This window comes from Streptomyces sp. NPDC058469 (genome assembly GCF_042721125.1).
In the GTDB taxonomy this organism is placed as follows: domain Bacteria; phylum Actinomycetota; class Actinomycetes; order Streptomycetales; family Streptomycetaceae; genus Streptomyces.
Genome location: NZ_JBHXME010000136.1, coordinates 1 through 24,253 on the forward strand (window position 1 = coordinate 1; position 24,253 = coordinate 24,253).

The following is a 24,253-nucleotide window of genomic DNA, read 5'->3' on the forward strand; positions in this document are numbered from 1 at the left end:
GTACTAAAGGCCGGTCAGTTGTCGTCCTCGTCGATCAGGAACCCGCGCATCGGCGAGGGAGCCTGGCCCATCGGCGACGGGCCCTGCGGCCGTACCGGCGCCATCGGCTGGGTCATGGCCGGGGACATCTGCTGCTGGCCGCCGTAGGACGGACCGGCGGGCGGCGGGCCGCCCATGCCCTGGTTGCCGCCGTATGACGGGGCGCTCGCGCCGGCCGGGGCCATGGAGGGCGCCGGGGACGGCGGAAGCGACGCGGCAGCCGGAGCGCGCGGCGGGGCCAGCGAGTCGTCGGCCTGGGTCTCCAACTGACGCAGCTGGGACTCCAGGTAGGACTTCAGACGCGTGCGGTACTCGCGCTCGAAGCCGCGCAGGTCCTCGACCTTGCGCTCCAGCGTGGCGCGGGCGGACTCCAGGGAGCCCATCGCGACGCGGTGCTTCTCCTGCGCGTCCCGCTCCAGGGCGTCGGCCTTGGCTCGGGCGTCACGCTCAAGACCTTCGGCGCGCGAACGGGCCTCGCCGACAATCTTGTTGGCCTCGGAACGGGCCTCGGCGATCGCCTGGTCGGCGGTCTGCTGGGCCAGCGAGAGGACACGGGCGGCGCTGTCGCCACCGGGGCCCTGCTGCGGCATGCCGCCACCCATGGGACCGCCCATGGGGCCGCCCATCTGCTGCTGCATGGGGGGCTGGCCGCCCATCTGACCCTGCATCGGGCCTTGGCCCATCTGCTGCATCTGGCCCTGCATCGGACCCTGGCCCATCGGACCCTGACCCATGGGGCCCTGGCCCATCGGACCCTGACCCTGCGGGCCGCCCTGGCCCTGGCCGCCGGGACCGGCGGGCAACTGCGGGGCACCGCTCGGCAGCTGGGGCGGGCCGCCCATGGGGCCGCCCATCTGCTGCTGCGGCGGGCCCGATATGCCGGCGGGCACCGGGCCGCCCGGACCGCGCATGCCCTGCTGTGGCATGCCTTGCTGGGGCATGCCCTGCTGGGGCATGCCCTGCTGCGGCATCCCCTGCTGCTGCATGCCGCCGCCCTGCTGCTGGTCCTGTTCGGGGGGCTTGCGCATGTTCTGTTGGTTCTGCGCAGCCGCGCGCGTGGCCGCGGCCAGCTTGGCGCGCAGGTCCTCGTTCTCCCGCAACAGGCGGGTCAGTTCGGCTTCGACCTCGTCGAGGAAGGCATCGACCTCGTCCTCGTCATAGCCTTCTCGGAGGCGGACGGTCGTGAACTGCTTGTTCCGCACGTCCTCGGGGGTCAACGGCATCTCTTCACCTCAACGTAGTCATCGGCAGTCGGCAAGACCGTATCGTCCACTGTCACCTCGCGAGATTGCCCACGATAGAGATCAAGATGTAGACGATGATCATCAGGACGAAGAAGGACAGGTCGAGCGCCACGCCCCCGAGACGCAACGGCGGGATGAACCGCCGCAGAAGCTTCAACGGTGGATCGGTGACAGTGTAGGCGGCCTCCAGAACGACCACCATCGCCTTGCCGGGTTGCCATGAGCGGGCGAACTGGAAGACGTAGTCCATGACCAACCGGAAGATGAGCACGATGAGGAACACCATCAGCGCGATGTAGATCACCTGCGCGAACACGCTCATGGTCTGTCTTTCCCTCTCCCCTGTTCCGTGCTTTCTAGCGGCTGTCTGTCTCAGCTCTGATTGAAGAACCCGCCCTCTGCGATGCGGGCCTTGTCCTCCGCCGTGACATCGACGTTAGCAGGCGACAACAGGAACACCTTCTGCGTCACCCGCTCGATGCTGCCGTGAAGACCAAACACCAAACCGGCCGCAAAGTCGACAAGTCGCTTGGCGTCTGTGTCATCCATCTCAGTCAGATTCATGATCACCGGGGTGCCTTCACGGAAGTGTTCCCCGATGGTACGGGCCTCGTTGTAGGTCCGGGGGTGAAGTGTGGTGATCCGGTAAGGCTCTCGTTCCGACACGACCTTGGGCATGATCACCGGTGCGTTCTTCTCCAGGGACGAGCGTTCTTGTGTGATGGATGCCACGGGCGCGATGCGCGCCGGACGCCCTGATTCCGCACCCAGTGAAGCGGAATGGGACACCGGCTCGCGAGGAGCCGGAGGCTGCACCACTCGTACCGGTTCGTCCCTTTGAGACTGATGTGGACTGTGTGACTGGTGCGACGGCTCGTGCCGTCGACGGTCCCGCTCGGGCTCCGGGTCCAGTTCGGGTTCGAAGTCGTCATCGGGGTCGAAACCCCGGCCGTCGTACCCATCGTCCTCCACGAGGCCGAGGTAGACCGCCATCTTGCGCATCGCGCCGGCCATGCTCTGAGTCCTCCGCTCTGTGGTGGATCGGCTGACGACTGCCAAGTGCCCGCGATCCACGAGGTCGTTACGCCCGCCTTCGGCGGCATTGACCATATTTTCTGCTGTGGTCCGACTTCCTGGCGACGTTACCCGAGCCTGGGGCGCACGCCGAGTACCGCAGTGCCGACGCGCACATGTGTCGCTCCGGCTGCCACGGCCTGTTCGAGGTCCGCACTCATCCCTGCCGACACCATGTTCGCAGCAGGATGGGCTCGGCGCAGGTCAGTCGACAAATCCATCAACCGCCCGAACGCCTCCAGTTGGCGTCCCGCGTACTCCCCGGTGAGCGGAGCGACGGTCATCAGCCCGTCGAGCCGCAACCCCGGAGCCCCGGCGACGAGATCGGCCAACTCCCCGATCCCGCCCGGTCCCACGCCGCCCCGCTCGCCCCGCCCGCTCACTCCCGCGTCGAACGCGACCTGGATGAGACAGCCCAGTTCACGCCCGGACCGCTCGGCCTCCTTCGACAGCGCGGTGACGAGCCGGGAACGGTCGATCGACTGCACGACATCGGCGTAACCGACCACGGATCGCACCTTGTTGGTCTGCAACTGACCGACGAAGTGCCAACTCAGCGGCAGATCCGCGCATTCGGCGGCTTTCGGGGCGGCGTCCTGGTCCCGGTTCTCGGCGACATGACGCACCCCGAGCTCCGCCAACGTCCGCACGTCGCTTGCCGGATAGGTCTTGGTGACCACGATCAGGGTCACTTCTTCGCGCTTCCGCCCGGCCGCCGTACAGGCGGCGGCGATGCGCTCCTCGACTTTCGCCAGATTCACGGCGAGTTCATGCTTACGGTCCGTCATGCCCCATCAGTCCAGCCAGACATAGCTCGCCAGCCGCCCGGTCGTACGGTCGCGGCGGTACGAGAAGTGGTCGCCCGATTCACGGGTGCACACCGGCGACTGCGCCCGGTCGAGCACCCCGAGCCGGTCGAGCTGCGCGTGCGCTCCGGCGGTCACGTCGACCGCCGGAGTGCCCCAACTCGTCTCGGCGTACGCCGCCGGTTCCACGGCGGCGACGTCGGCGCGCATGTCGGCGGGCACTTCGTAGCACCGGCCGCAGACGGCGGGTCCGGTGCGGGCGACGATCCGGGCGGGATCGGCGCCGAGTTCCACCATGGCCCGTACGGCGGCGGGGACGACCCCGGCGACCATGCCTGGGCGTCCGGCGTGGGCCGCGCCCGCGATCCCGGCGACCGGGTCGGCGAGCAGGACAGGCGTGCAGTCGGCGGTCAGCACGGCGAGGGCGAGGCCGCGCCGTGCGGTGACGAGCGCGTCGACGGAGGGGGTGTCCGAGGCGCCCCAGGGCCCCTCGACGACCGCCACGTCCGCGCCGTGCACCTGGTTCATCCAGACCACCAGGGCCGGGTCCAAGTCCAGTGACTTGGCGGCCAGTTCACGATTGGTACGTACGGCGTCGGGGTCGTCACCGACCGCGCCGCCGAGGTTGAGCTCCTCGTACGGAACGGCGCTCACCCCGCCCCACCTGTCGGTGAAGGCGAAGTGCGCGCCGCTCACGGTGTCGAACTGTCCTATCACTTCAGGAAGTCCGGTACGTCCAGCTCCTCGGCGGCGCTGTCCGAGTAGGTCCGCGACGGCGGGACCGGCGGGGCGACCGGGAGGTCGGCGACCGGCTCCGGAGCGGACTCCGGCTCCTCCTTGGGCTTGACGCTGCCGAGCGAACCGAAGGACGGACGGCTCTCCTGCCGTACCGGAGTCGGCTCGTCGCGGCGGGCCGAGGTGGAACTCGTGCCGGTCTCCCGACGGGTCGGCGGCTGGCCGCCGTCGAAGCCGGCCGCGATGACCGTGACCCGGACCTCGTCGCCGAGGGCGTCGTCGATGACCGCGCCGAAGATGATGTTGGCCTCGGGGTGGGCGGCCTCGCTGACCAGTTGGGCAGCCTCGTTGATCTCGAACAGGCCGAGGTCGGAGCCGCCGGAGATGGAGAGCAGGACGCCGCGGGCGCCGTCGATGGAGGCTTCGAGGAGCGGCGAGGAGATCGCCATCTCGGCCGCCGCCACCGCGCGGTCGTCGCCGCGGGCCGAGCCGATGCCCATGAGGGCCGAACCGGCCTCGGACATCACGGACTTGACGTCGGCGAAGTCGAGGTTGATCAGACCGGGCGTGGTGATGAGATCGGTGATGCCCTGCACGCCGGAGAGCAGGACCTGGTCCGCCGACTTGAAGGCGTCGAGGACCGAGACCTGGCGGTCCGAGATGGACAGCAGCCGGTCGTTCGGGATGACGATGAGGGTGTCGACCTCTTCGCGGAGTTCGGCGATGCCGTCCTCCGCCTGGTTGGCGCGGCGCCGTCCCTCGAAGGTGAACGGGCGGGTGACCACGCCGATGGTGAGGGCGCCGAGCTGGCGTGCGATGTTGGCCACGACGGGCGCGCCGCCGGTGCCGGTTCCGCCGCCCTCGCCTGCCGTCACGAAGACCATGTCGGCCCCCTTGAGGACCTCCTCGATCTCCTCGCGGTGATCCTCGGCGGCCTTGCGGCCGACGGCCGGGTTGGCGCCGGCGCCGAGTCCGCGGGTGAGTTCACGGCCGACGTCGAGTTTGACGTCGGCGTCGCTCATCAACAGCGCCTGCGCGTCGGTGTTGATGGCGATGAACTCGACGCCCTTGAGACCGACCTCGATCATCCGGTTGATGGCATTGACACCACCGCCGCCGACACCGATGACTTTGATGACTGCGAGGTAGTTCTGCGGTGCTGCCACGTCGAAGGCCTCTCGCCTCGAGTTACGTGTCGTCGATCGCGGTGTTCCGCGACCCGACGACGGATGCCGAATGGGACGGTCCGTAGCGCCGACCCGAACCCTAACGTTGAAGTTTAGGGTTACCAGTGTGTCCGTTCCTTGAAGTCTTCTGAACAGGACACTAAGTCGACAAGTGGCGCACGTTCAACGAACACGCCGAACCTCCCGTTTTTCTTTTCACCCTATGTGATCAGCCGTAGCGCTGCCCAACCAGGGTGCTGGCCTGCGCGAATGTGCGTCAACTCCCGGCTGACGCAGGCGCGGTGGGAACACTTACGTCGAAGTACCGGGCGCCGGGAGCTGCTTTCATGAGAGCGGTGAGCGTACGCGCCTTCGCCGCGCCCTTGTCACCACTTCCCCATGCGACGGTACGGCCGCCGCTCAACTCCAGTGAGATGTCGTCGTAGGAACGGACCTTGACGACCTGGGTGACGCGTGCGACCGCGGCCGGAATGCCATCCGCGACCCGTACCGCCTCGCGCACGAGCCGGTCCTCGCCGAAGCGGCGCAGGCCCGCCGCGGACGAACCCGATGGGGAGAGCGTCAATTCCAGGGTGGGGACGGACTTCGGCGGTGTGGAAACAGTGGCGAATCGCACGCCCTCGTCGTCCACTTCGATGAAGTTTCCGCCCTTTTTCTCCACCAGGACCGGGCTGCGTTCGGTCACTTTCAGCCCGATTCCATGAGGCCAGGATCGGACTACGTCAACCGCGTCAATTCGGGGCAATTTCCTGCGGAGTCGGGCTTCGATCGCATCGGTGTCGACGGAAACGAGCGGCCCGCCGACCGGAACGTCGGCGGCTTCGCGCACCTGCTCCGGCGTCAGGACCTTGGTCCCGGAGACCGACACCTTCTCGACCCGCAGCCACTGCGAGCCGTAGAGAAGCCAGACCGCCGCGGCGCCCAACACCAGTGCGGCGAGGGCCAGAACGATGATCAGACGAAGGCGCCGTGGTCCCAGGCGCCGGACAAGGGGCGGGCCGGACGACTCCTGTTGGCGTTCACCGCGCTCGGCGGTGGTCGGTCCGGCCACGCGCAACTCCCTTTCTAGGCTCGGTTCACCTCCGGTGCGCTCTCTGCCGGTGTCGAGAGCCCGACCGTGCTCAGCCCTTCGGACCTCCGCGCGCTCGACCTCTCGACACCGGCGCGCCCCTTCGGCTCACTCACCAGCGTGTTTTATTGACGATGCCGCGAGGCGATCGCCTCGTACACCATGCCGACGAGCAGATCGTCGGCGTCCCGGCGGCCGAACTCGCTTGCCGCGCGCGACATTTCGTACAGCCGGTGCGGGTCGGCGAGCACGGGCAGGACGTTGCCCTGGATCCACTCGGGCGTCAGTTCCGCGTCGTCGACCAGGAGTCCGCCGCCGGCCTTGACCACCGGCTGGGCGTTCAGCCGCTGTTCGCCGTTGCCGATGGGCAGCGGGACGTAGGCGGCCGGGAGTCCGACGGCGGAGAGTTCGGCGACGGTCATCGCGCCCGCGCGGCAGAGCATCATGTCGGCCGCGGCGTACGCGAGGTCCATCCGGTCCACATACGGTACCGGGATGTAGGGGGGCATCCCCGGCATCTGGTGCACCTGCGGCAGTTCGTTCTTCGGGCCGACCGCGTGCAGGATCTGGATTCCGGCCTGTTGGAGGTACGGCGCGACCCGCTCGACCACCTCGTTGAGGTGCCGGGCGCCCTGCGAGCCGCCGGAGACCAGCAGCGTCGGCAGGTTCGGGTCGAGCCCGAACGCGGCCCGGGCCTCGGGCCGTACGGCCGCGCGGTCCAGGGTGGCGATCGAGCGGCGCAGCGGGATGCCGATGTAGCGGGCGTCGCGCAGCTTGCTGTCCGGGGTCGAGACGGCGACCCGGGCCGCGTACCGCGAGCCGATCTTGTTGGCCAACCCCGGGCGGGCGTTGGCCTCGTGGATCACGATCGGCACGCCGAGGCGCTTGGCCGCGAGGTAGCCGGGCAGGGCCACGTAGCCGCCGAAGCCGACGACACAGTCCGCCTTGGTGCGCTCCAGGATCTGCTCGGCCGCCTTGATGGTGCCGCGCAGCCGGCCCGGCACGGTGATCAGCTCGGGGGTGGGCCTGCGCGGCAGGGGTACGGCGGGGATCAGCGCGAGTTCGTAGCCCCGCTCGGGTACGAGACGGGTCTCAAGGCCGCGCTCCGTGCCCAGGGCCGTGATCCCCACGGTGGGGTCCTGCCTGCGCAGGGCGTCCGCGAGGGCGAGCGCCGGCTCGATGTGGCCGGCGGTCCCCCCACCGGCGAGTACGACATGCACCGAAATTCACCGCTCTCCGGACGAACGCGCCGCCGAGGCACGCCGTCGCATCGTGTTCCATCTCCGGGGCCGTTGGCCGGAACCGGTACCCCTGCCCCCCCGTTTTCTACCAAAGCGGGGTTGCCGCATCGCAAGCGCCGCCCGCGCAGCGGGGTCGTCGCGCGCGAAGGCGATCAGCAACCCGATGGCGAACATGGTCGGCAGCAGGGCGGAACCCCCGTAGGAGAACAGCGGGAGTGGGACGCCGGCGATCGGCAGCAGGCCGAGCACCGCACCGATGTTGATCACCGCCTGAGCGATGATCCAGGTGGTCACGCCTCCCGCGGCATACCTCACGAAGGGGTCCTCCGTGCGTCCGGCCACGCGGATACCCGCATAGCCTAGAGCCGCGAAGAGGGCGAGCACCGACAGTGTGCCCGCCAGACCCAGTTCCTCACCGGTGACGGCGAAGATGAAGTCGGTGTGGGCCTCGGGGAGTTGACCCCATTTCTCCACACTCGCCCCGAGCCCGGAGCCGAAGATCCCGCCCGAGGCCAGCGCGTAAATACCGTGCACGGCCTGCCAGCAGTCGGCGACCCCGGTCTTGGGCTCGGTGGCGCCGATGCAGGCGAGCCGGGCCATGCGGTTGGGGCTGGTCTTGATGAGGATCACACCGATCGCGGCCGCGATCGACAGCACGCCGACGAAGAGCCGGGTCGGCGCACCGGCCAGCCAGAGCAGGCCGAACAGGATCGCGGTGAGGATGATCGCCGTACCCATGTCGCCGCCGAGCATGATCAGCCCGAGCAGCATGAACGCGACCGGCACCAGCGGCACCAGCATGTGCTTCCACTGGGCCAGCATGCCCTTGTCCTGCTTGCGGGCGAGCAGGTCGGCGCCCCACAGGACGAGGGCCAGCTTGCCGAACTCGCTGGGCTGGATCTGGAAGGAGCCGCCGAGCGAGATCCAGTTGCGGTTGCCGTTGACCGACATCCCTATCCCCGGCAGCTGCACCAGCGCCATCATGAAGACGGCGCCCGCGAGGATCGGATAGGCCAGCGCCCGGTGCAACTTGACCGGCATCCGCGAGGCGGCCAGCGCCAAGACCCCGCCGATGCAGGCGGCGAGGAACTGTTTGCGGAAGAAGTACGAGCCGGGCAGCGAGAGTTGGAGTGCGGTGATCTGGGAGGCCGAGTAGACCATCACCAGACCCAGCACGGTGATCAGCACGCTGCCGCCGGCGATCAGGTAGTACGCGGTCAGCGGCCGGTCCCAGGCCCGGCGCGCGTTGGCGTACAGCCGTCGTACGGGGTTGTCGCGGACGGTCCTGGCGGCGGCGGGACGTCTGGGGGTCCGCTGCTGCACGGGCGGCCGGCCGGTACGGCTACTGGGCATCAGCGCCTCCGCTTGCGTCGGTCAGGCGCCGAGTTCGCGAACCGCCGTGGCGAACGCGTCACCGCGCTTGTTGTAGTTGGCGAACATGTCCATGGAGGCGCAGGCCGGGGCGAGCAGCACCGTGTCGCCGGCGGCGGCGAGCCGCTGTGCCTCCTGGACAGCCGCGAGCATCGCCCCAGTGTCGGTCCGGTCGAGGTCGACGACGGGTACTTCCGGCGCGTGTCGCGCGAGGGCTTCGCGGATCAGCGCGCGATCGGCGCCGATCAGCACCACGCCCCGAAGCCGCTTCGCCGACTTGGCGACGAGTTCGTCGAAGGTGGCGCCCTTGGCGAGCCCGCCCGCGATCCACACGATCGACTCGTAGGCCGCCAACGAGGCTTCCGCCGCATGGGTGTTGGTGGCCTTGGAGTCGTCGATGTACGCGACACCGTCCACATCGGCCACGTGCGCGATGCGGTGCGCGTCGGGCGTGAAGGCCCGCAGCCCGTCCCGTACGGCCTTGGCGGGCACCCCGAAGGCGCGCGCGAGGGCAGCGGCGGCAAGGGCGTTGGCGATGTTGTGCGGGGCGGGCGGGTTGACGTCCGCGACCTCGGCGAGTTCCTGGGCGTTCTTCTGTCGGTCCTCGACGAAGGCGCGGTCCACCAAGATGCCGTCCACGACGCCGAGTTGGGACGGCGCGGGGCTGCCGAGGGTGAAGCCGACCGCCCGGCACCCCTCCTCGACGTCGGCCTCGCGGACCAGGTCCTCGGTGGCCTTGTCGGCGACGTTGTAGACGCAGGCGACCCGATTGCCTTCGTAGATACGGCCCTTGTCGGCGGCGTACGCCTCCATGGAGCCGTGCCAGTCGAGGTGGTCGGGCGCCAGATTCAGTACGGCGGCGGAGTGGGCGCGCAGCGAAGGCGCCCAGTGGAGCTGATAGCTCGACAGTTCCACGGCGAGGACGTCGTACTCCTCGTCCCCGAGGACGGCGTCGAGGACCGAGACGCCGATGTTGCCGACCGCCGCCGTACGCAGGTCCGCCGCCTTCAGGATCGAGGCGAGCATCTGGACGGTGGTGGTCTTGCCGTTGGTGCCGGTGACGGCCAGCCAGGGGGCCGCGTCGGGGCCGCGCAGGCGCCAGGCGAGTTCCACGTCGCCCCAGATCTCCACCCCGGCCGCCCGGGCCGCCGTGAACAGCGGCTTGTCAGGCTGCCAGCCGGGGGTGGTGACGATCAGTTCGGTGCCGTCGGGCAGGGTCGCACCGTCGCCGAGGCGCACGGTGATGCCGAGCGCCTCCAACTCCGCGGCCTGGGCCCGGGAGCGCTCGTCGGCGCCGTCGTTGACGACCGTGACGAGCGCGCCGAGGCCGTGCAGGACCTTGGCCGCCGGGATGCCGGAGACACCGAGCCCGGCGACCGTGACGTGCTTGCCCTCGAAGGAGAGCCCCTGCCCTTCGGTCACTTTTCCGCTGCCCATCCGGCGTAGAAGAGGCCCAGGCCGACGATCACGCAGATGCCCTGGATGATCCAGAAACGGACCACCACGAGCACTTCGGACCAGCCCTTGAGTTCGAAGTGGTGCTGGAGCGGGGCCATGCGGAAGACCCGCTTGCCGGTGAGCTTGAAGGATCCGACCTGGATGACCACCGACATGGTGATGAGGACGAACAGACCACCCATGATGGCGACCAGCAGTTCGGTGCGGGAGAGGATCGCCAGACCCGTCAGCACACCGCCGAGGGCCAGCGAACCGGTGTCCCCCATGAAGATCTTGGCCGGCGAGGTGTTCCACCACAGGAAGCCCAGGCAGGCGCCCATCAGCGCCGAGGCGATGACCGCCAGGTCGAGCGGATCGCGCACCTCGTAACAGGCGTTCGGGTTGGTCAGGGTCTGCGCGTTGGCGCAGGACTCCTGGAACTGCCAGACACCGATGAAGGTGTAGGCGCCGAAGACCAGCACGGAGGCGCCGGTGGCCAGGCCGTCCAGACCGTCCGTCAGGTTCACGCCGTTCGACATCGCGAGGATCATGAACAGCGCCCAGATCACGAACAGGATCGGGCCGATCTTCCAGCCGAAGTCCGTGATGAACGACAGCTTCGTCGAGGCCGGGGTGTTGCCGCGGGCGTCCTGGAACTGCAGGGCGAGCACCGCGAAGCTGATGCCGACGATCAGCTGACCGGCCATCTTCGCCTTGGCCCGCAGGCCCAGCGAACGCCGCTTGACGATCTTGATGTAGTCGTCGAGGAAACCGACCAGGCCCATGCCGACCATCAGACCGAGCACGAGCAGACCCGAATAGGTCGGCGTGTAACCCGTGATGACCTTGGACAGGAAGTACGCGGCGACCGTCGCGAAGATGAACGCGATACCACCCATCGTCGGCGTACCACGCTTCGCGGCGTGCTCGCGCGGGCCGTCGTCCCGGATGTACTGGCCGTAGCCCTTGCGGGCCAGCAGCTTGATCAGCAGCGGGGTGCCCACCAGGGTCAGGAACAGGCCGATGACTCCTGAGAACAGGATCTGCTTCATCATCGGACGGCAACCTCACCCTCGGCACCGGTCTCGACGAGCGCCTGTGCCACGCTCTCGAGCCCGACCGACCGGGACGCCTTCACGAGAACGACGTCTCCCGCGCGCAACTCGCTGCGCAACAGGTCGACCGCCGCCTGTGCGTCGGACACGTGCACCGACTCCTCACCCCACGAACCCTCGTTATATGCGCCCAGTTGCAGCCAGGACGCTTCCCTGCCCCCGACCGCGACGAGCTTGCCGACATTGAGCCGGACGGCCAGCCGTCCGACCGCGTCGTGCTCGGCGAGCGCCTCGTCCCCTAGCTCGGCCATCTTGCCGAGCACCGCCCAGGTCCGCCGCCCCTTGCCCATGGCCGCGAGCGCGCGCAAGGCGGCTCGCATGGACTCGGGGTTCGCGTTGTAGGCGTCGTTGACGATGGTCACGCCGTCCGGTCGCTCGGTGACCTCCATCCGCCAGCGGGAGAGGGAGCCCGCCTCGGAGAGCGCGGTGGCGATCTCGTCTGCGGACATGCCCAGCTCATGGGCGACGGCGGCCGCGGCGAGCGCGTTCGACACGTGGTGCTCACCGTACAGGCGCATGGTCACTTCGCTGCACCCGGAGGGTGTGTGAAGGCTGAAGGCGGGCTGTCCGCTGTCCGTGAGTCTCACGTTCTCGGCCCGTACGTCCGCTTCGCCGGACTCTCCGAAAAGGATCACCTTCGCCTTCGTACGGGGCCCCATGGCCCGTACGAGCGGATCGTCCGCGTTGAGGACCGCGACGCCGCCGTCTTCAACTGAAGGGAGGGCCTCTACGAGTTCACCCTTTGCCTGCGCGATCTGCTCCCGGCCGCCGAACTCGCCGATGTGGGCGGTGCCGACGTTGAGGACGAGGCCGATCTGCGGGGGCGTCAGACCCGCGAGGTAGCGGATGTGACCGATACCGCGGGCACCCATCTCCAGGACGAGGAACCTCGTCTCGGCGGTGGCGCTGAGCGCGGTCAGCGGCAGCCCGATCTCATTGTTCAACGATCCCGGCGTGAACACCGTGGGCGCCTTGCGCGCGAGCACCTGGGCGATGAGGTCCTTGGTGCTGGTCTTGCCCGCCGAGCCGGTGAGGGCCACGAGGGTCGCGCCGAGGTGTCGTACGACGTGACGGGCGAGGGCGCCCAGGGCGCTCTGGACGTCGTCCACGACGATCGCGGGCACGCCCACGGGGCGGGACGCCAGGAGGGCCACCGCGCCCGCCTCGACGACCGCGTCCGCGAAGTCGTGGCCGTCGACGTGCTCGCCGACGAAGGCGACGAAGAGGCTGCCTGGTTCCACCTCCCGGGAGTCGCGGACCACCGGGCCGGTGACCTGGACGGACGGATCCGGTATGTCGTGCGTCTGCCCGCCGACGACTTCTGCGATCTCGGCGAGGGAGAGGGCGATCACAAGTTCATCCCTGGGTCTTCTGGATAGCTTCGCGAAGCACCTGGCGGTCGTCGAAGGGACGGACCACTCCGGCGATGTCCTGGCCCTGCTCGTGGCCCTTGCCCGCGACCAGCACGGTGTCCCCCGGCTGTGCGCGGGCGACGGCGGCGGCGATGGCGGCGGCCCGGTCCTCGAAGACCTGGACCTCGCCACGCTCGTGCGCGGGCACCGACGCGGCACCCTGGAGCATGGTCGCGAGGATCGCGAGGGGGTCCTCGGAGCGGGGGTTGTCCGATGTCAGTACGGCGGTGTCGGCGAGCCGGGCCACGGCGGCGCCCATCGGCTCGCGCTTGGTCTTGTCCCGGTCCCCGCCGCAGCCGAGCACGACGTGCACCTTGCCCTCGGTGACCTTGCGCAGCGCGCGCAGGACCGATTCGACGGCGTCCGTCTTGTGGGCGTAGTCGACGACCGCGAGATACGGCTGCCCGGCGTCCACACGCTCCAGGCGGCCCGGCACGCCCGGCACCTCGGCGATGCCGTCGGCGGCGAGCTGTGGGTCGAGGCCCGCGGTGGCCAGGGCGGCGATCGCGGCGAGGGTGTTGGCCACGTTGAAGGAGCCGGCCAGCGGCGAACGAGCGGTGATCAGCTCGCCCTTGGGGCCGACCGCGGTGAACGTCGAGTCCATCGGGCCGACTTCGACGTCCTCGGCGCGCCAGTCGGCGTCCGGGTGGCCCTCGGCGGAGTAGGTGATCACGGGGACCGCGGCCTCGGCGGCGAGCCTGCGGCCGTACTCGTCGTCAAGGTTGACCACCCCCTGCCGGCTGCGTTCCGGGGTGAACAGCTGGGCCTTGGCCTGGAAGTAGTCCTCCATGCCCGAGTGGAACTCCATGTGTTCCGGGCTGAGGTTGGTGAAGACCGCGATGTCGAAGATGCAGGCGTCGACCCGGCCGAGGACCAGCGCGTGGCTGGAGACCTCCATGGCGACCGCGTCGACCCCGCGCTCCAGCATGACCGCGAACAGGGCCTGGAGATCGGTGGCTTCGGGGGTCGTGCGCTCCGACTTGATGCGCTCGTCGCCGATGCGCATCTCGACCGTGCCGATCAGACCGGTGGACCGGACCGTTTTCAGGCCGCCCTCGACGAGATACGCGGTGGTGGTCTTGCCGGAGGTGCCGGTGATGCCGATCTGGAGCAGATCGCGGCCGGGGTGGCCGTAGATCGTGGCCGCCAGCTCGCCCATCTGCCTGCGCGGATCGTCTACGACCAGTACCGGCAGGCCCGTTGCCGCGGCGCGGTCGGCGCCGGTCGGGTCCGTCAGGACGGCGACGGCGCCGAGGCCTGCCGCCTGGGTGACGAAGTCGGCGCCGTGCAGACGGGCGCCGGGCAGCGCGGCGTACAGGTCGCCGGGGCGGACGGCGCGCGAGTCGTGGGTGATGCCCGTGACCCCCGCAGTCGTACTCGGCGCTGTCGTGGCCGGCGCTGTCGTCGTCGGCACGGTGGCGCCCAGTTGGTCGGCGAGTTCCGCGAGGGGTGTGGCGGAGATCTGCGCCGGCCTGGGCGGCCCCGGGTAGGTCACGGATGCGCCCTTCTGGGGGGTTTGGGAGTGGTCGGCGGGTGGCACGGCGGTGAGCGTACCGGGCGCACCCGCCCCGGGGCGAAAAGAGGGGCGGGGCCTGCTGTCCTGCTGGCCCTGGTTCCCGGACTGGGAGGTGATCATGGTCACGGATCGGTTCCTGGCTGTTGCGCTGATCAGGGCGTGAAGGTCACGGGCAGATTCGCGGCCTTCGCCCCGGTGGGCGGGACCTGGAGGGATTTGAGGGCGAACTCCATCACCTGCTTGTAGATCGGTCCGCAGATCTGACCGCCGAAGTAGCTTCCGCTGGTGGCGTTCTGGATCGCGCAGTAGACGGTGATGCGGGGGTTGTCGGCGGGCGCGAACCCGGCGAACGACGAGGTGTAGCCCTTGTACTTGCCGGTGGCCGGATCCACGCGGTTGGCGGTGCCGGTCTTGCCCGCGACCCGGTACCCCGGAATGGCGGCCTTACCGCCCGTGCCCTGCTCGTCGTCCACCACGGACTCCAGCATCTGGGCGAGGGTCTTCGCCGTCTTCGCACTGATGACCCGGGTCTTCTTGGGCGTCGCCGCGGGCGTGAAGCGGCCGTCGGGCCCCTTCGTGCCGCGCACCAGGGTGGGTTCGACGCGGACTCCGCCGTTCGCGACCGTCGAGTAGACGGAGGCCGCCTGGAGCGCGTTGAGGGACATGCCCTGGCCGAAAGGAATCGTGTACTGCTGCGAGGTCGACCACTTGTCGGCGGGCGCGAGGATGCCCTTGGTCTCGCCGGGGAAACCGAGCCCGCTGTAGCTGCCGATGCCGAACTTGCGCAGATACGAGTACAGGACCTGGTTGGCCTGTGGCTGTGTCTTGCCGAGCTGGCCGGCCGCCTCGATGGTGCCGATGTTGCTGGACTTGGCGAGCACGCCGTTGAGGGTGAGGTTCCAGGTCGCGTGGTCCACGTCGTCCTGGAAGAGCCGGTCCCCGCGGTGCAGCCGGTTCGGCACGACGACATGCGTCAGCGGGGTGGCCGCGTTCTCCTGCAGTACGGCGGCCATCGTCATGACCTTGGCGGTGGAGCCGGGCTCGTAGGCGTCCTGGAGGGCCGCGTTGCCCAGGGACGCCGCGTTGGCCTGCGCGAGGTCGTTCGGGTCGAAACCGGGCGCGTTGGCCATGGCGAGGACCTCGCCGGTGCGGGTGTCCTGCACTATCACGTACCCACGGTCCGCCTTGGACTTCTTCACCTGCTCGGTGATGGCGTTCTGCGCGGCCCACTGGATGTCACGGTCGATCGTCAGCTCTACGTCGGAACCGGGCACCGCCGGCGTCTCCGTGGAGCCCGCGGTGGGCACCTGGAGACCGCCGGACTGGGCGTAACGGACCTTGCCGTCCTTGCCGGTGAGGTCCTTGTTCAGCTGCTGCTCGACGCCGCCGCCGCCCTTGCCGTCGGCGTTGACCCAGCCCAGTATCCCGGCGGCGAGATCGCCGTTGGGGTACACGCGCTTGGTGGTGGGGACGGCGAGGACACCGGCCAGGACGTTGACCGTGGTCGGGTCGGTCGAGGACTTGGTGGTCAGCGCGCTCTTCAGGTCCTTGATCTGCTTCCAGACCTGCGGGGTCTGGCGGTTGGCGAGCACCACGTAGCGCAGGTTCTTGTTCGCGGGCCTGAGCTTCTTGACGAGGGAGGCCTGATCCACGCCGAGGATCGGGGCGAGGAGGGCGGCCGCCTGTTCGGGCCCGTCGTCGATCTTCAGCTGCTTGCTCGTGAACAGCGTCGGGTCGGCGGTGATCGTGTACGCGTCCACGCTGGTCGCCAGCGCCACCCCGGAACGGTCGGTGATCTCGCCGCGCTCGGCGGCCAGGACGTAGTCGACGTACCGGTTCTGCGCGGCCTTGGCGGCGTACGCGCTCGCGTCGACGGCCTGCACCTGGAGCAGCCGTACGACGAAGGCGATCAGGACGAGGGTCAGCGCGAGACTGATCATGCGCAGCCGGGGGCGGGGGCTGCCGAGCCGGAGGGAGCGCGGGCCTGCTGGACGGCCGGAGGAATGAACTGAGGAATGAGCTGAGGAATGAGCTGAGGGAGGAGGTGAGGCCGGGCGGCGGGCCGGACGGGCACCGGGCCCGGGGCGGCGCCGGGCGGCGTTGCCCCCTTCCGGCCGTTCGGGCCTGGCCGGTCCGGGCACTCGGCGGCGCGGCGGTTCCCTGTCGGACACTTCCGTCACCTGCCGGGGGTTGTCGGGGTGGAGGACTGTGCTGTGAAGGACTGTGCTGTGGATGACTGCCCTGTGGAGCTCTGGGTTGTCGAGGACTGTGCTGTATATGTCTGTGCTGTATATGTCTGCGCTGTATACGTCTGTGCGGGCCGGGTCGCGACGGGGGTGGCCGCGGGGGCCGGTGCCGGTACGACGGCCGTGGGGCTCGAACTCAGGCTCGGGCTGGGCCTGCTGACAAGTGCTTCGGGTGCGAGTACCGCCGGTGTGTTCACGGTCTTCGCGGCGGCCTGCTCCGGGACACCCTTCACGGTGCCGTTCGGGTCGAGGAAGGCGGGGTCCCCGCCGGGCACCATGCCCAGCTCGTGGGCGCGGCGCTGGAGGGCGTCGGGGGCGGAGTAGGCGTCGACGTCCCGCTGGAGGGCCTGCTCCTCGTCGGTGAGGCTCTTCGTCTGCTTCTGGAGGTCGTCCAGCTTGAACTGCCCTTCGCTGAGCGCGGAGTTCAGCACGAGCAGTCCGATCAGGCCGCCGCCGAGGAGGAGGACGACAAGGAGGACGAACGGGGTACGGGCTGCCTGGATCCCGCCCGCCTGTGCGGGACCGGTCGGGAAGAGCCGCGCGAGTCGGGCGGCCCTGCCCCTCAGTTCAGGTTTCCTACTCACTCACGCCCCCCGAGTTGGAATATCAAACCCACCCATCACGCGCGGCGAGCTCCCCTGGTGCCAGAGCCGCTGCCTCACCCCGTGCTCAATCAACGACGTCCTCCCTGATGCGCTGAGCCCCCCGCAGCCGTGCGGGTGCCGCCCGCCGGTTCTCGGCGACCTCTTCCTCGGTGGGAAGTTCGGCACCGCGCGTCAGGAGCTTGAGCCGGGGCTGGTACTGCTCGGGTACGACAGGGAGCCCAGGGGGCGCGGTGTTGGCGGCGCCGGCCGCGAACACCTGCTTGACCAGGCGGTCTTCGAGCGAGTGGTACGACAGGACGGCGATCCGGCCGCCCACGGCCAGGGACTTCACGGCGGCGGGGATCGCGCTCTCCAGGACGGACAGTTCGCCGTTGACCTCGATGCGCAGCGCCTGGAAGGTGCGCTTGGCCGGGTTGCCGCCGGTGCGCTTGGCGGCCTGCGGCAGCGAGTCGCGGATCAGCTCGACGAGCCGCGCGCTGTTGCTGAACGGCTCCTTGTCGCGCTCGCGGACGACCGCGGACACGATCCGCTTGGCCTGCTTCTCCTCGCCGTACGCCCGCAGGATCCGGACGAGTTCGCCGGGCGCGTAGGTGTTGAGGACCTCGGCGGCGCTGATGCCGGTCGTCTGGTCCATGCGCATGTCGAGGGGGGCGTCCTGCGCGTAGGCGAAGCCGCGGTCGGCCTCGTCGAGCTGCATGGAGGAGACGCCGAGGTCGAACAGGACGCCCTCGACGCGCGGGATGCCCAGGCGGTCGAGTACGTCGGGCAGTTCGTCGTAGACGGCGTGCACGAGGGTGGCCCGGTCGCCGAAGGGGGCGAGGCGCTCGCCGGAGAGGCGCAGGGCCTCCTTGTCGCGGTCGAGGGCGACGAGGTGCGCCTCGGGGAACTGGGCCAGCAGGGCCTCGCTGTGCCCGCCGAGGCCGAGGGTGCAGTCGACGACCACCGCTCCCGGCCGCTCCAGCGCGGGGGCCAACAGGTCCAGGCACCGCTGGAGCATCACCGGGACGTGTCGACTCTGTCCCACCCGTCGCCCACCACCGCCCTTATTCGAATGCGCTTCGCGCCCCATTGAATCTGGGCCCTCTCAGGTCCGGCGCGGGCCGTACGCACCGCCGGGTCCCCGCCCGCTCAAGAAGGGGAGGCCTGCCGGCGCCGGAAGCGTCAGCCGACCGGGAGCGGGAGGAGGCCGAGCCGTACGTACGCGCCGCGCACGTGGGGAGAATCCGGAAAGTCGCCGGGGTCTCCGGGAAAAGTCCAGCAGGGAGAGCCTCGCCTCCCGCTCCGCGCAACTTTAGTCCACGCTGTCTCGCGGTCAATCAACCGGCCTGCGCGTCGCGGGCCCGGGTGCGTGCGAAGCCTCAAAACGGGAAGAATCATCCACACGGGTGCACCCCCGCCACCCGTGTGGGTTACCTCACAAGAGGACGCGATGACGCTCTTTTTCCCATCCCGCACCAAGACCACACCGCCGGTGACCAGTACCGTCATAGGTATGACGACCTCCGCATCCGTACCCACAGAGCCCGAAGGCGCCATAGCCGACGGCGGGACTGTGACGGACCGCCTCGTCGAGGCCAACGCGCAGTACGCCTCCGCCTTCACCGATCCCGGGATGGACGCCCATCCCGTCCTGCAGGTGGCCGTAGTGGCCTGCATGGACGCCCGTCTCGACCTGCACGACGCGCTCGGTCTGGAACTGGGCGACTGCCACACGATCCGCAACGCGGGCGGCGTGGTCACCGACGACGTGATCCGCTCCCTCACCATCAGCCAGCGGGCGCTCGGCACCCGCAGCGTCGTCCTCATCCACCACACCGGCTGCGGCCTGGAGTCCCTCACCGAGGAGTTCCGGCACGACCTGGAGATGGAGGTCGGCCAGCGCCCCGCGTGGGCGGTGGAGGCCTTCCGGGACGTCGAGCAGGACGTACGGCAGTCCATGCAGCGTGTGCGCACCTCGCCGTTCCTGCTGCACACTGATGATGTGCGCGGCTTCGTCTTCGACGTGAAGTCGGGTCTGCTGCGCGAGATCGACCCCGCCTGACGCACCCGCCCGCCCCGAAACCTCGCCGCCCGGACCGCCCAAAAGGTCGTAAGACCCGACAAAGCGAAGGCAGTTGTCCACAGGCGAGTGACACGAACCGGTAACGGCAACAAGAATGCGGGTGTGGCGTCGCGCGGAACTTTTTCCGCGCGGTGTCCGTGTTTCGGGGTGGGCCGGTCCGCATCACAGGCGTCGGCCCATGGAAAGAACGGGCCGAGGAGGGCCGGGTGACGACCTATGACGATCGAGCGAGCCTTACAGATCTGACCGCCACTGTGGAGCGAGTCCGCAGTTCGGTGGAAGGAGTGATCGAGGGCAAGCCCGAGGTCGTACGGCTTTCGCTGACCGTACTGCTCGCCGAGGGACATCTTCTGATCGAGGACGTTCCGGGTGTGGGCAAGACAATGCTGGCCAAGGCGCTGGCACGGTCGATCGACTGTTCGGTGCGGCGAATCCAGTTCACGCCCGACCTGCTGCCCTCGGACATCACCGGTGTGTCCATCTGGGACCAGCAGCAGCGGGACTTCGAGTTCAAACCGGGCGCCATCTTCGCGCAGATCGTGATCGGCGACGAGATCAACCGCGCCTCGCCGAAGACCCAGTCCGCACTCCTGGAGTCGATGGAGGAGCGGCAGGTCACCATCGACGGCCAGACCTACGAGCTGCCCAGCCCTTTCATGGTGGTCGCCACGCAGAACCCGGTCGAGATGGAGGGCACCTATCCACTGCCCGAGGCCCAGCGCGACCGCTTCATGGCCCGGGTCTCCATCGGCTATCCCAGCGCGGAGGCCGAGCTGCAGATGCTGGACATCCACGGCGGGGCGAGCCCGCTGGACGACCTCCAGCCCGTGGCCCACGCGCACGACATCGTCAAGCTGGTCGAGGCGGTCCGCGGCGTCCATGTCGCCGACCCGGTGCGCAGGTACGCGGTGGAGCTGGTCTCCGCCACGCGCAACCACCCCGACCTCAGACTCGGCGCCTCCCCGCGCGCGACGCTGCACCTGCTGCGCGCGGCGAAGGCCTCCGCCGCCCTGAGCGGCCGTGAGTACGCGCTGCCGGACGACATCCAGGCGCTCGCGGTCGCGGTCCTGGCGCACCGCCTGCTGCCCACCGCACAGGCCCAGCTGAACCGTCGTACGGCGGAGCAGGTCGTCCAGGAGATCCTCCAGCGCACCCCCGTGCCCGCGGCGCCGGCCCCGCAGGGCGGCCTGGGTCTCGGGGCGTACGGCCAGCAGCCGCCCCGGAGGCTGTGATGACCACCGGGGAGGCGGAGACCGACCGGGACGAGAAGGGCGGTGTCCGTACGGCCCTGGCCGGGCTGACGACCCGTGGACGCTCCTTCCTGGCCGCCGGTATCGCCGCCGCGGTCTGCGCGTACGTCCTGGGGCAGAGCGATCTGCTCCGGGTCGGACTGCTGCTGGCCGTGCTGCCCCTGGTCTGCGCGACCGTGCTCTACCGCACCCGCTACCGGGTCGCCGGCAGCCGCCGGCTCTCCCCCGCGCGCGTGCCCGCCGGCAGCGAGGCCCGCGTCCATCTGCGGATGGACAACGTCTCGCGGCTGCCCACGGGCCTGCTGATGCTCCAGGACCGGGTGCCGTACGTGCTCGGTCCGCGCCCCCGCTTCGTCCTGGACCGGGTCGAGGCGGGCGGCCGGCGCGAGGTGTCCTACCGGGTCCGCTCCGACCTGCGCGGCCGCTACCCCCTGGGCCCGCTCCAGCTCCGCCTGACGGACCCCTTCGGGATGTGCGAACTGACCCGCTCCTTCTCGACCTTCGACACCCTGACGGTCATCCCGCGCGTGGAGGCCCTCCCCCCGGTCCGCCTCAGCGGCGAGGCCAAGGGCTACGGCGACGGCCGCAACCGCTCGCTGGCCCTGGCGGGCGAGGACGACGTGATCCCGCGCGGGTACCGCTACGGCGACGACCTGCGCCGCGTGCACTGGCGCTCCACCGCGCGCTACGGCGAGCTGATGGTGCGCCGCGAGGAACAGCCCCAGCGCGCCCGTTGCACGGTCCTCCTCGACACCCGGGGCATCGCCTACGCGGGCCAGGGACCGGACTCGGCCTTCGAGTGGGCCGTCTCGGGCGCCGCCTCCGTCCTCGTGCACATGCTGGAACGGGGCTTCTCCGTACGGCTGTTGAGCGACACCGGCAACTCGGTGCCCGCCCAGGACGCCGACGGGTTCGCGGGCGCGAGCCAGGAGTCGGCGGACGCGGCCGGGCTGATGATGGACACCCTCGCGGTGATCGACCACTCGGACGGCTCGGGCCTGTCCCGGGCCTACGACGTCCTGCGCAGCGGGAACGAAGGGCTGCTGGTGGCCTTCTTCGGCGACCTCGACGAGGAACAGGCGGCGGTGGTCGCCCGGATGCGCCAGCGCAGCGGGGGCGCCCTCGCCTTCGTGCTGGACAGCGACGGCTGGGTGCGTGAGTCGACCGACGTACCCGGTGCCGGGGACGAGCCCGACGAGCGGCTGCGGATGCTGCGCGACGCGGGCTGGAGCACCGTGGGCGTGCCACGCGGCGCGTCCCTGACCGACCTGTGGCAACAGGCCGACCGGGAGCGCAACGGCATCACCGCGACCGGCCTCGGGGAGGGATGGGCATGAGCGGGCGGGCACGACTGGCGATCTGCGCCTGGGTGGCCACGCTGATGGCGTCCTGCGCCATGCTCCCCTTGGTCTCCCCGGCGACCTGGATCGTCCAGGCCGCCTTCATGCTGGCGATCCAGACCGGCGTGGGCGCGGCGACCCGCCGGGTGCCACTGGCCCGGCCGCTGACCGTCGCGGCGCAGGCCCTGGTCACGCTGCTGATGCTGACCCTGGTCTTCGCGCACGCGCAGGCCCTCGCCGGGTTCGTCCCGGGCCCCGAGGCCTTCCAGCACTTCGCCGACCTGCTGCAAGAGGGCTCCGACGACGTCTCCCGGTACGCGATCCCGGCACCGCTGCACGACGGCATCCGGCTGATGCTCATCGGCGGTGTCCTGGTGATCGGCCTCGCGGTGGACACGCTCGCGGTCACCTTCCGCAGCGCGGCCCCGGCCGGGCTGCCGCTGCTCGCGCTGTACTCGGTCGCCGCCGGGCTGTCCGAGAGCAGCGTCAGCTGGCTGTGGTTCCTGCTCGCCGCCGCCGGCTATCTGATGCTGCTGCTGGCCGAGGGCCGCGACCGGCTCGCCCAGTGGGGCCGGGTCTTCGGCGGGGCTCCCCGCACCACCCCGGGTTCGGAGTCCTCGGGACCGCTCGCCCCGGTCCGCACCGGGCGGCGGATCGGCGCGGTCGCGATGGCCATCGCCCTGCTGCCGCTGCCCACCATCTCGGGCGGCCTGCTGGACGCCGCCGGGACCGGCGTGGGCTCGGGCACCGGGGGCGGCGGCACGATCTCCGCGGTCAACCCGCTGGTCTCGCTGCGCGACAGCCTGAACGTGGACGAGAACCGCCAGGTCCTGTCCCTGCGCACCAACACGAACGACATCTCGGACATGTATCTGCGGATCGTGTCCCTGGACGACTTCGACGGCACCACCTGGAAGCCGTCCCAGCGGCACATCCAAGGTGTGCCGAGCACGTTCCCCACCCCGACCGGCCTCGGCGCCGACATCAAGCGCTCGGTGATCCAGACCCGCATTTCGGCCGCGGACTGGTACGCCCAGGACTGGCTGCCGATGCCGTACCCGCCCAGCGGCGTGAGCATCGACGGCAGTTGGCGCTACGAGCCCGTGGGTATGACGGTCGTGGGCGACCACGGCCAGAACACGCGGGGGGCGGCCTACACGGTCAACAGCCTGGACGTGCAGCCGACCGCGGAGCAGCTGGCCTCGGCGCCGGAACCGTCGGCGACCCTGAAGAACCAGTACACCAAGGTGCCGAAGTCGCTGCCGTCGGTGGTGGCCGACACCGCCCGCAAGGTCACCGCCGGCTCGACCAGTCACTACGAGCAGGCGGTCAAGCTCCAGGACTACTTCGCGGTGACCGGCGGCTTCCAGTACGACACCCAGGTGGACGTCGGCACCGGCCGCGACGCGATCGCCAAGTTCCTGAAGGACAAGCAGGGTTTCTGCGTCCACTTCTCCTTCGCGATGGCGGCGATGGCCCGCACCCTGGGCATCCCGGCCCGGGTCGCGGTGGGCTTCGCACCGGGCACCCCGGAGCCGAACGGCACGGTGTCGGTGGGCCTGAAGGACGCGCACGCCTGGCCCGAGCTGTACTTCGAGGGCGTGGGCTGGACCCGCTTCGAGCCGACCCCCAACCGGGGCTCGGTGCCGTCGTACACCCAGTCGACCACGCCCGGCAGCGACGTCCCGGACCCGGCCCGCCCCTCGACCTCGACGAGCACGGCGCCCTCCGCGGCCCCCTCGGCGAGCGAGAGCTGCACGGCCCAGCTGCGGAAGCTGGACGGCTGCGCGAGCCAGGCCCCGGCGATCGGGACGGGCGGTGCCCCGCGGGGCCCCTGGTGGTACATCCAGATGGTGACGTTGGGCCTGGGCGCGCTCCTGCTGCTGACGATCCCGTTCTCACCGATGCTGTGGCGGACCCGGATGCGCTCCGCACGGCTGGGAGCGCACGGTCGTACGGAGGCGGACGCGGCGGTCCACACGCTGGCGGTGTGGGAGGAACTGACCGATGCGGCCTGGGACTTCGGGATCCCGCCCGACGAGTCGCTGACCCCGCGCAAGGCGGCGGCACGGATCGTCGGACTCGGGCATCTCGACCCGGCGGCCGGCGCCTCGGTGCACCGCGTGGCGGACGCCGTGGAGCAGGTCCTGTACGCGCCCCGGCCGCAGCTGGCGGCGGGGCTCGCGAAGGACGTCCGGCAGGTGGCCGTCGGGTTCCAGGGCACGGCGGGCCGCTCCGCGCGGCTGCGCGCACTGGTCGCCCCGCGCTCGACCGTCCGGGTGGTGTGGGCGCTGTCGGCCTGGTGGACGTCGGTGACGACACGGGCGGCGGCGCTGCGGCCGACCCTCCGCAAGCCGTCCGGACAGCGGGGCTAGAGAGCCCGGCAGGGCATACGGGAGGGGGGGTGGCCCCCGGCCCCGGGGGTCCCCCCCACCACGGGGGGAGGGGGGCCGCCGGGGGGGGGGGGGGCCGGGGGGGGGCATGGCCCCCCGGGGGTGGGCGAC

20 protein-coding genes are annotated in these 24,253 nt (G+C 70.2%); 4 read left to right on the plus strand and 16 right to left on the minus strand.

Annotated elements, in window-relative coordinates:
- Positions 1-14: 14 nt before the first annotated feature.
- The 16 genes from ACFWP5_RS39340 to rsmH form a co-directional block, all read right to left on the minus strand.
- Positions 15-1,262 (minus strand): DivIVA domain-containing protein, encoded by a 1,248-nt coding sequence (locus tag ACFWP5_RS39340; RefSeq protein WP_384168228.1) that lies wholly within the window; start codon positions 1,260-1,262, stop codon positions 15-17.
- A gap of 52 nt (positions 1,263-1,314) precedes the next feature.
- Complete coding sequence (locus tag ACFWP5_RS39345) at positions 1,315-1,605, minus strand: YggT family protein (RefSeq protein ID WP_019062316.1); 291 nt, start codon at positions 1,603-1,605, stop codon at positions 1,315-1,317.
- Positions 1,606-1,655: 50 nt separating this feature from the next.
- On the minus strand, positions 1,656-2,297 hold the full coding sequence (locus ACFWP5_RS39350; protein ID WP_384168231.1) for a cell division protein SepF: 642 nt from the start codon (positions 2,295-2,297) through the stop codon (positions 1,656-1,658).
- 128 nt (positions 2,298-2,425) lie between these two features.
- Positions 2,426-3,145: a YggS family pyridoxal phosphate-dependent enzyme gene (locus ACFWP5_RS39355; protein WP_384168234.1), complete on the minus strand. Its 720-nt coding sequence runs from the start codon at positions 3,143-3,145 to the stop codon at positions 2,426-2,428.
- A gap of 6 nt (positions 3,146-3,151) precedes the next feature.
- Entirely contained in the window at positions 3,152-3,880 is a 729-nt protein-coding gene (pgeF, locus tag ACFWP5_RS39360) for a peptidoglycan editing factor PgeF (protein WP_384168237.1), read from the minus strand.
- Positions 3,877-5,064 (minus strand): cell division protein FtsZ, encoded by a 1,188-nt coding sequence (ftsZ, locus tag ACFWP5_RS39365; protein ID WP_384168240.1) that lies wholly within the window; start codon positions 5,062-5,064, stop codon positions 3,877-3,879. The genes pgeF and ftsZ overlap by 4 nt, the downstream gene beginning before the upstream one ends.
- Positions 5,065-5,341: 277 nt before the next feature.
- Positions 5,342-6,136, minus strand: a complete 795-nt coding sequence (locus ACFWP5_RS39370) for a cell division protein FtsQ/DivIB (RefSeq protein WP_384168243.1) — start codon at positions 6,134-6,136, stop codon at positions 5,342-5,344.
- A 143-nt stretch (positions 6,137-6,279) separates the two neighbouring features.
- Positions 6,280-7,374 carry an undecaprenyldiphospho-muramoylpentapeptide beta-N-acetylglucosaminyltransferase gene (gene murG / locus ACFWP5_RS39375; protein ID WP_384168246.1) on the minus strand — a complete coding sequence of 365 codons (1,095 nt, stop codon included), beginning with the start codon at positions 7,372-7,374 and terminating at the stop codon, positions 6,280-6,282.
- 6 nt (positions 7,375-7,380) lie between these two features.
- Positions 7,381-8,748, minus strand: coding sequence for a putative lipid II flippase FtsW (ftsW, locus tag ACFWP5_RS39380; RefSeq protein WP_384168249.1), 1,368 nt, complete (start codon positions 8,746-8,748; stop codon positions 7,381-7,383).
- A gap of 21 nt (positions 8,749-8,769) precedes the next feature.
- Entirely contained in the window at positions 8,770-10,203 is a 1,434-nt protein-coding gene (gene murD, locus ACFWP5_RS39385; RefSeq protein ID WP_384168252.1) for a UDP-N-acetylmuramoyl-L-alanine--D-glutamate ligase, read from the minus strand.
- Positions 10,185-11,258: a phospho-N-acetylmuramoyl-pentapeptide-transferase gene (gene mraY / locus ACFWP5_RS39390; RefSeq protein ID WP_384168255.1), complete on the minus strand. Its 1,074-nt coding sequence runs from the start codon at positions 11,256-11,258 to the stop codon at positions 10,185-10,187. The genes murD and mraY overlap by 19 nt, the downstream gene beginning before the upstream one ends.
- Positions 11,255-12,670 carry a UDP-N-acetylmuramoyl-tripeptide--D-alanyl-D-alanine ligase gene (murF, locus tag ACFWP5_RS39395; protein WP_384168257.1) on the minus strand — a complete coding sequence of 472 codons (1,416 nt, stop codon included), beginning with the start codon at positions 12,668-12,670 and terminating at the stop codon, positions 11,255-11,257. Before murF ends, mraY begins: the two co-directional genes overlap by 4 nt.
- 4 nt (positions 12,671-12,674) lie before the next feature.
- Positions 12,675-14,225, minus strand: a complete 1,551-nt coding sequence (locus ACFWP5_RS39400; protein ID WP_384168297.1) for a UDP-N-acetylmuramoyl-L-alanyl-D-glutamate--2,6-diaminopimelate ligase — start codon at positions 14,223-14,225, stop codon at positions 12,675-12,677.
- 173 nt (positions 14,226-14,398) lie between these two features.
- Entirely contained in the window at positions 14,399-16,186 is a 1,788-nt protein-coding gene (locus tag ACFWP5_RS39405) for a peptidoglycan D,D-transpeptidase FtsI family protein (protein ID WP_384168260.1), read from the minus strand.
- Between the two features lie 236 nt (positions 16,187-16,422).
- Complete coding sequence (locus ACFWP5_RS39410) at positions 16,423-17,076, minus strand: septum formation initiator family protein (RefSeq protein ID WP_384168263.1); 654 nt, start codon at positions 17,074-17,076, stop codon at positions 16,423-16,425.
- Between the two features lie 85 nt (positions 17,077-17,161).
- On the minus strand, positions 17,162-18,121 hold the full coding sequence (gene rsmH / locus ACFWP5_RS39415; RefSeq protein WP_384168266.1) for a 16S rRNA (cytosine(1402)-N(4))-methyltransferase RsmH: 960 nt from the start codon (positions 18,119-18,121) through the stop codon (positions 17,162-17,164).
- 468 nt (positions 18,122-18,589) lie between these two features.
- On the opposite strand from rsmH, the gene ACFWP5_RS39420 reads away from it, so the two are divergent.
- The 4 genes from ACFWP5_RS39420 (at position 18,590) to ACFWP5_RS39435 (ending at position 24,124) form a co-directional block, all read left to right on the plus strand.
- Positions 18,590-19,138, plus strand: a complete 549-nt coding sequence (locus tag ACFWP5_RS39420; RefSeq protein WP_384168269.1) for a beta-class carbonic anhydrase — start codon at positions 18,590-18,592, stop codon at positions 19,136-19,138.
- A gap of 227 nt (positions 19,139-19,365) precedes the next feature.
- Complete coding sequence (locus ACFWP5_RS39425) at positions 19,366-20,391, plus strand: AAA family ATPase (protein ID WP_384168271.1); 1,026 nt, start codon at positions 19,366-19,368, stop codon at positions 20,389-20,391.
- Positions 20,391-21,746, plus strand: coding sequence for a DUF58 domain-containing protein (locus ACFWP5_RS39430; RefSeq protein WP_384168274.1), 1,356 nt, complete (start codon positions 20,391-20,393; stop codon positions 21,744-21,746). Before ACFWP5_RS39425 ends, ACFWP5_RS39430 begins: the two co-directional genes overlap by 1 nt.
- Positions 21,743-24,124, plus strand: coding sequence for a DUF3488 and DUF4129 domain-containing transglutaminase family protein (locus tag ACFWP5_RS39435; protein ID WP_384168277.1), 2,382 nt, complete (start codon positions 21,743-21,745; stop codon positions 24,122-24,124). Before ACFWP5_RS39430 ends, ACFWP5_RS39435 begins: the two co-directional genes overlap by 4 nt.
- Positions 24,125-24,253: the final 129 nt, after the last annotated feature.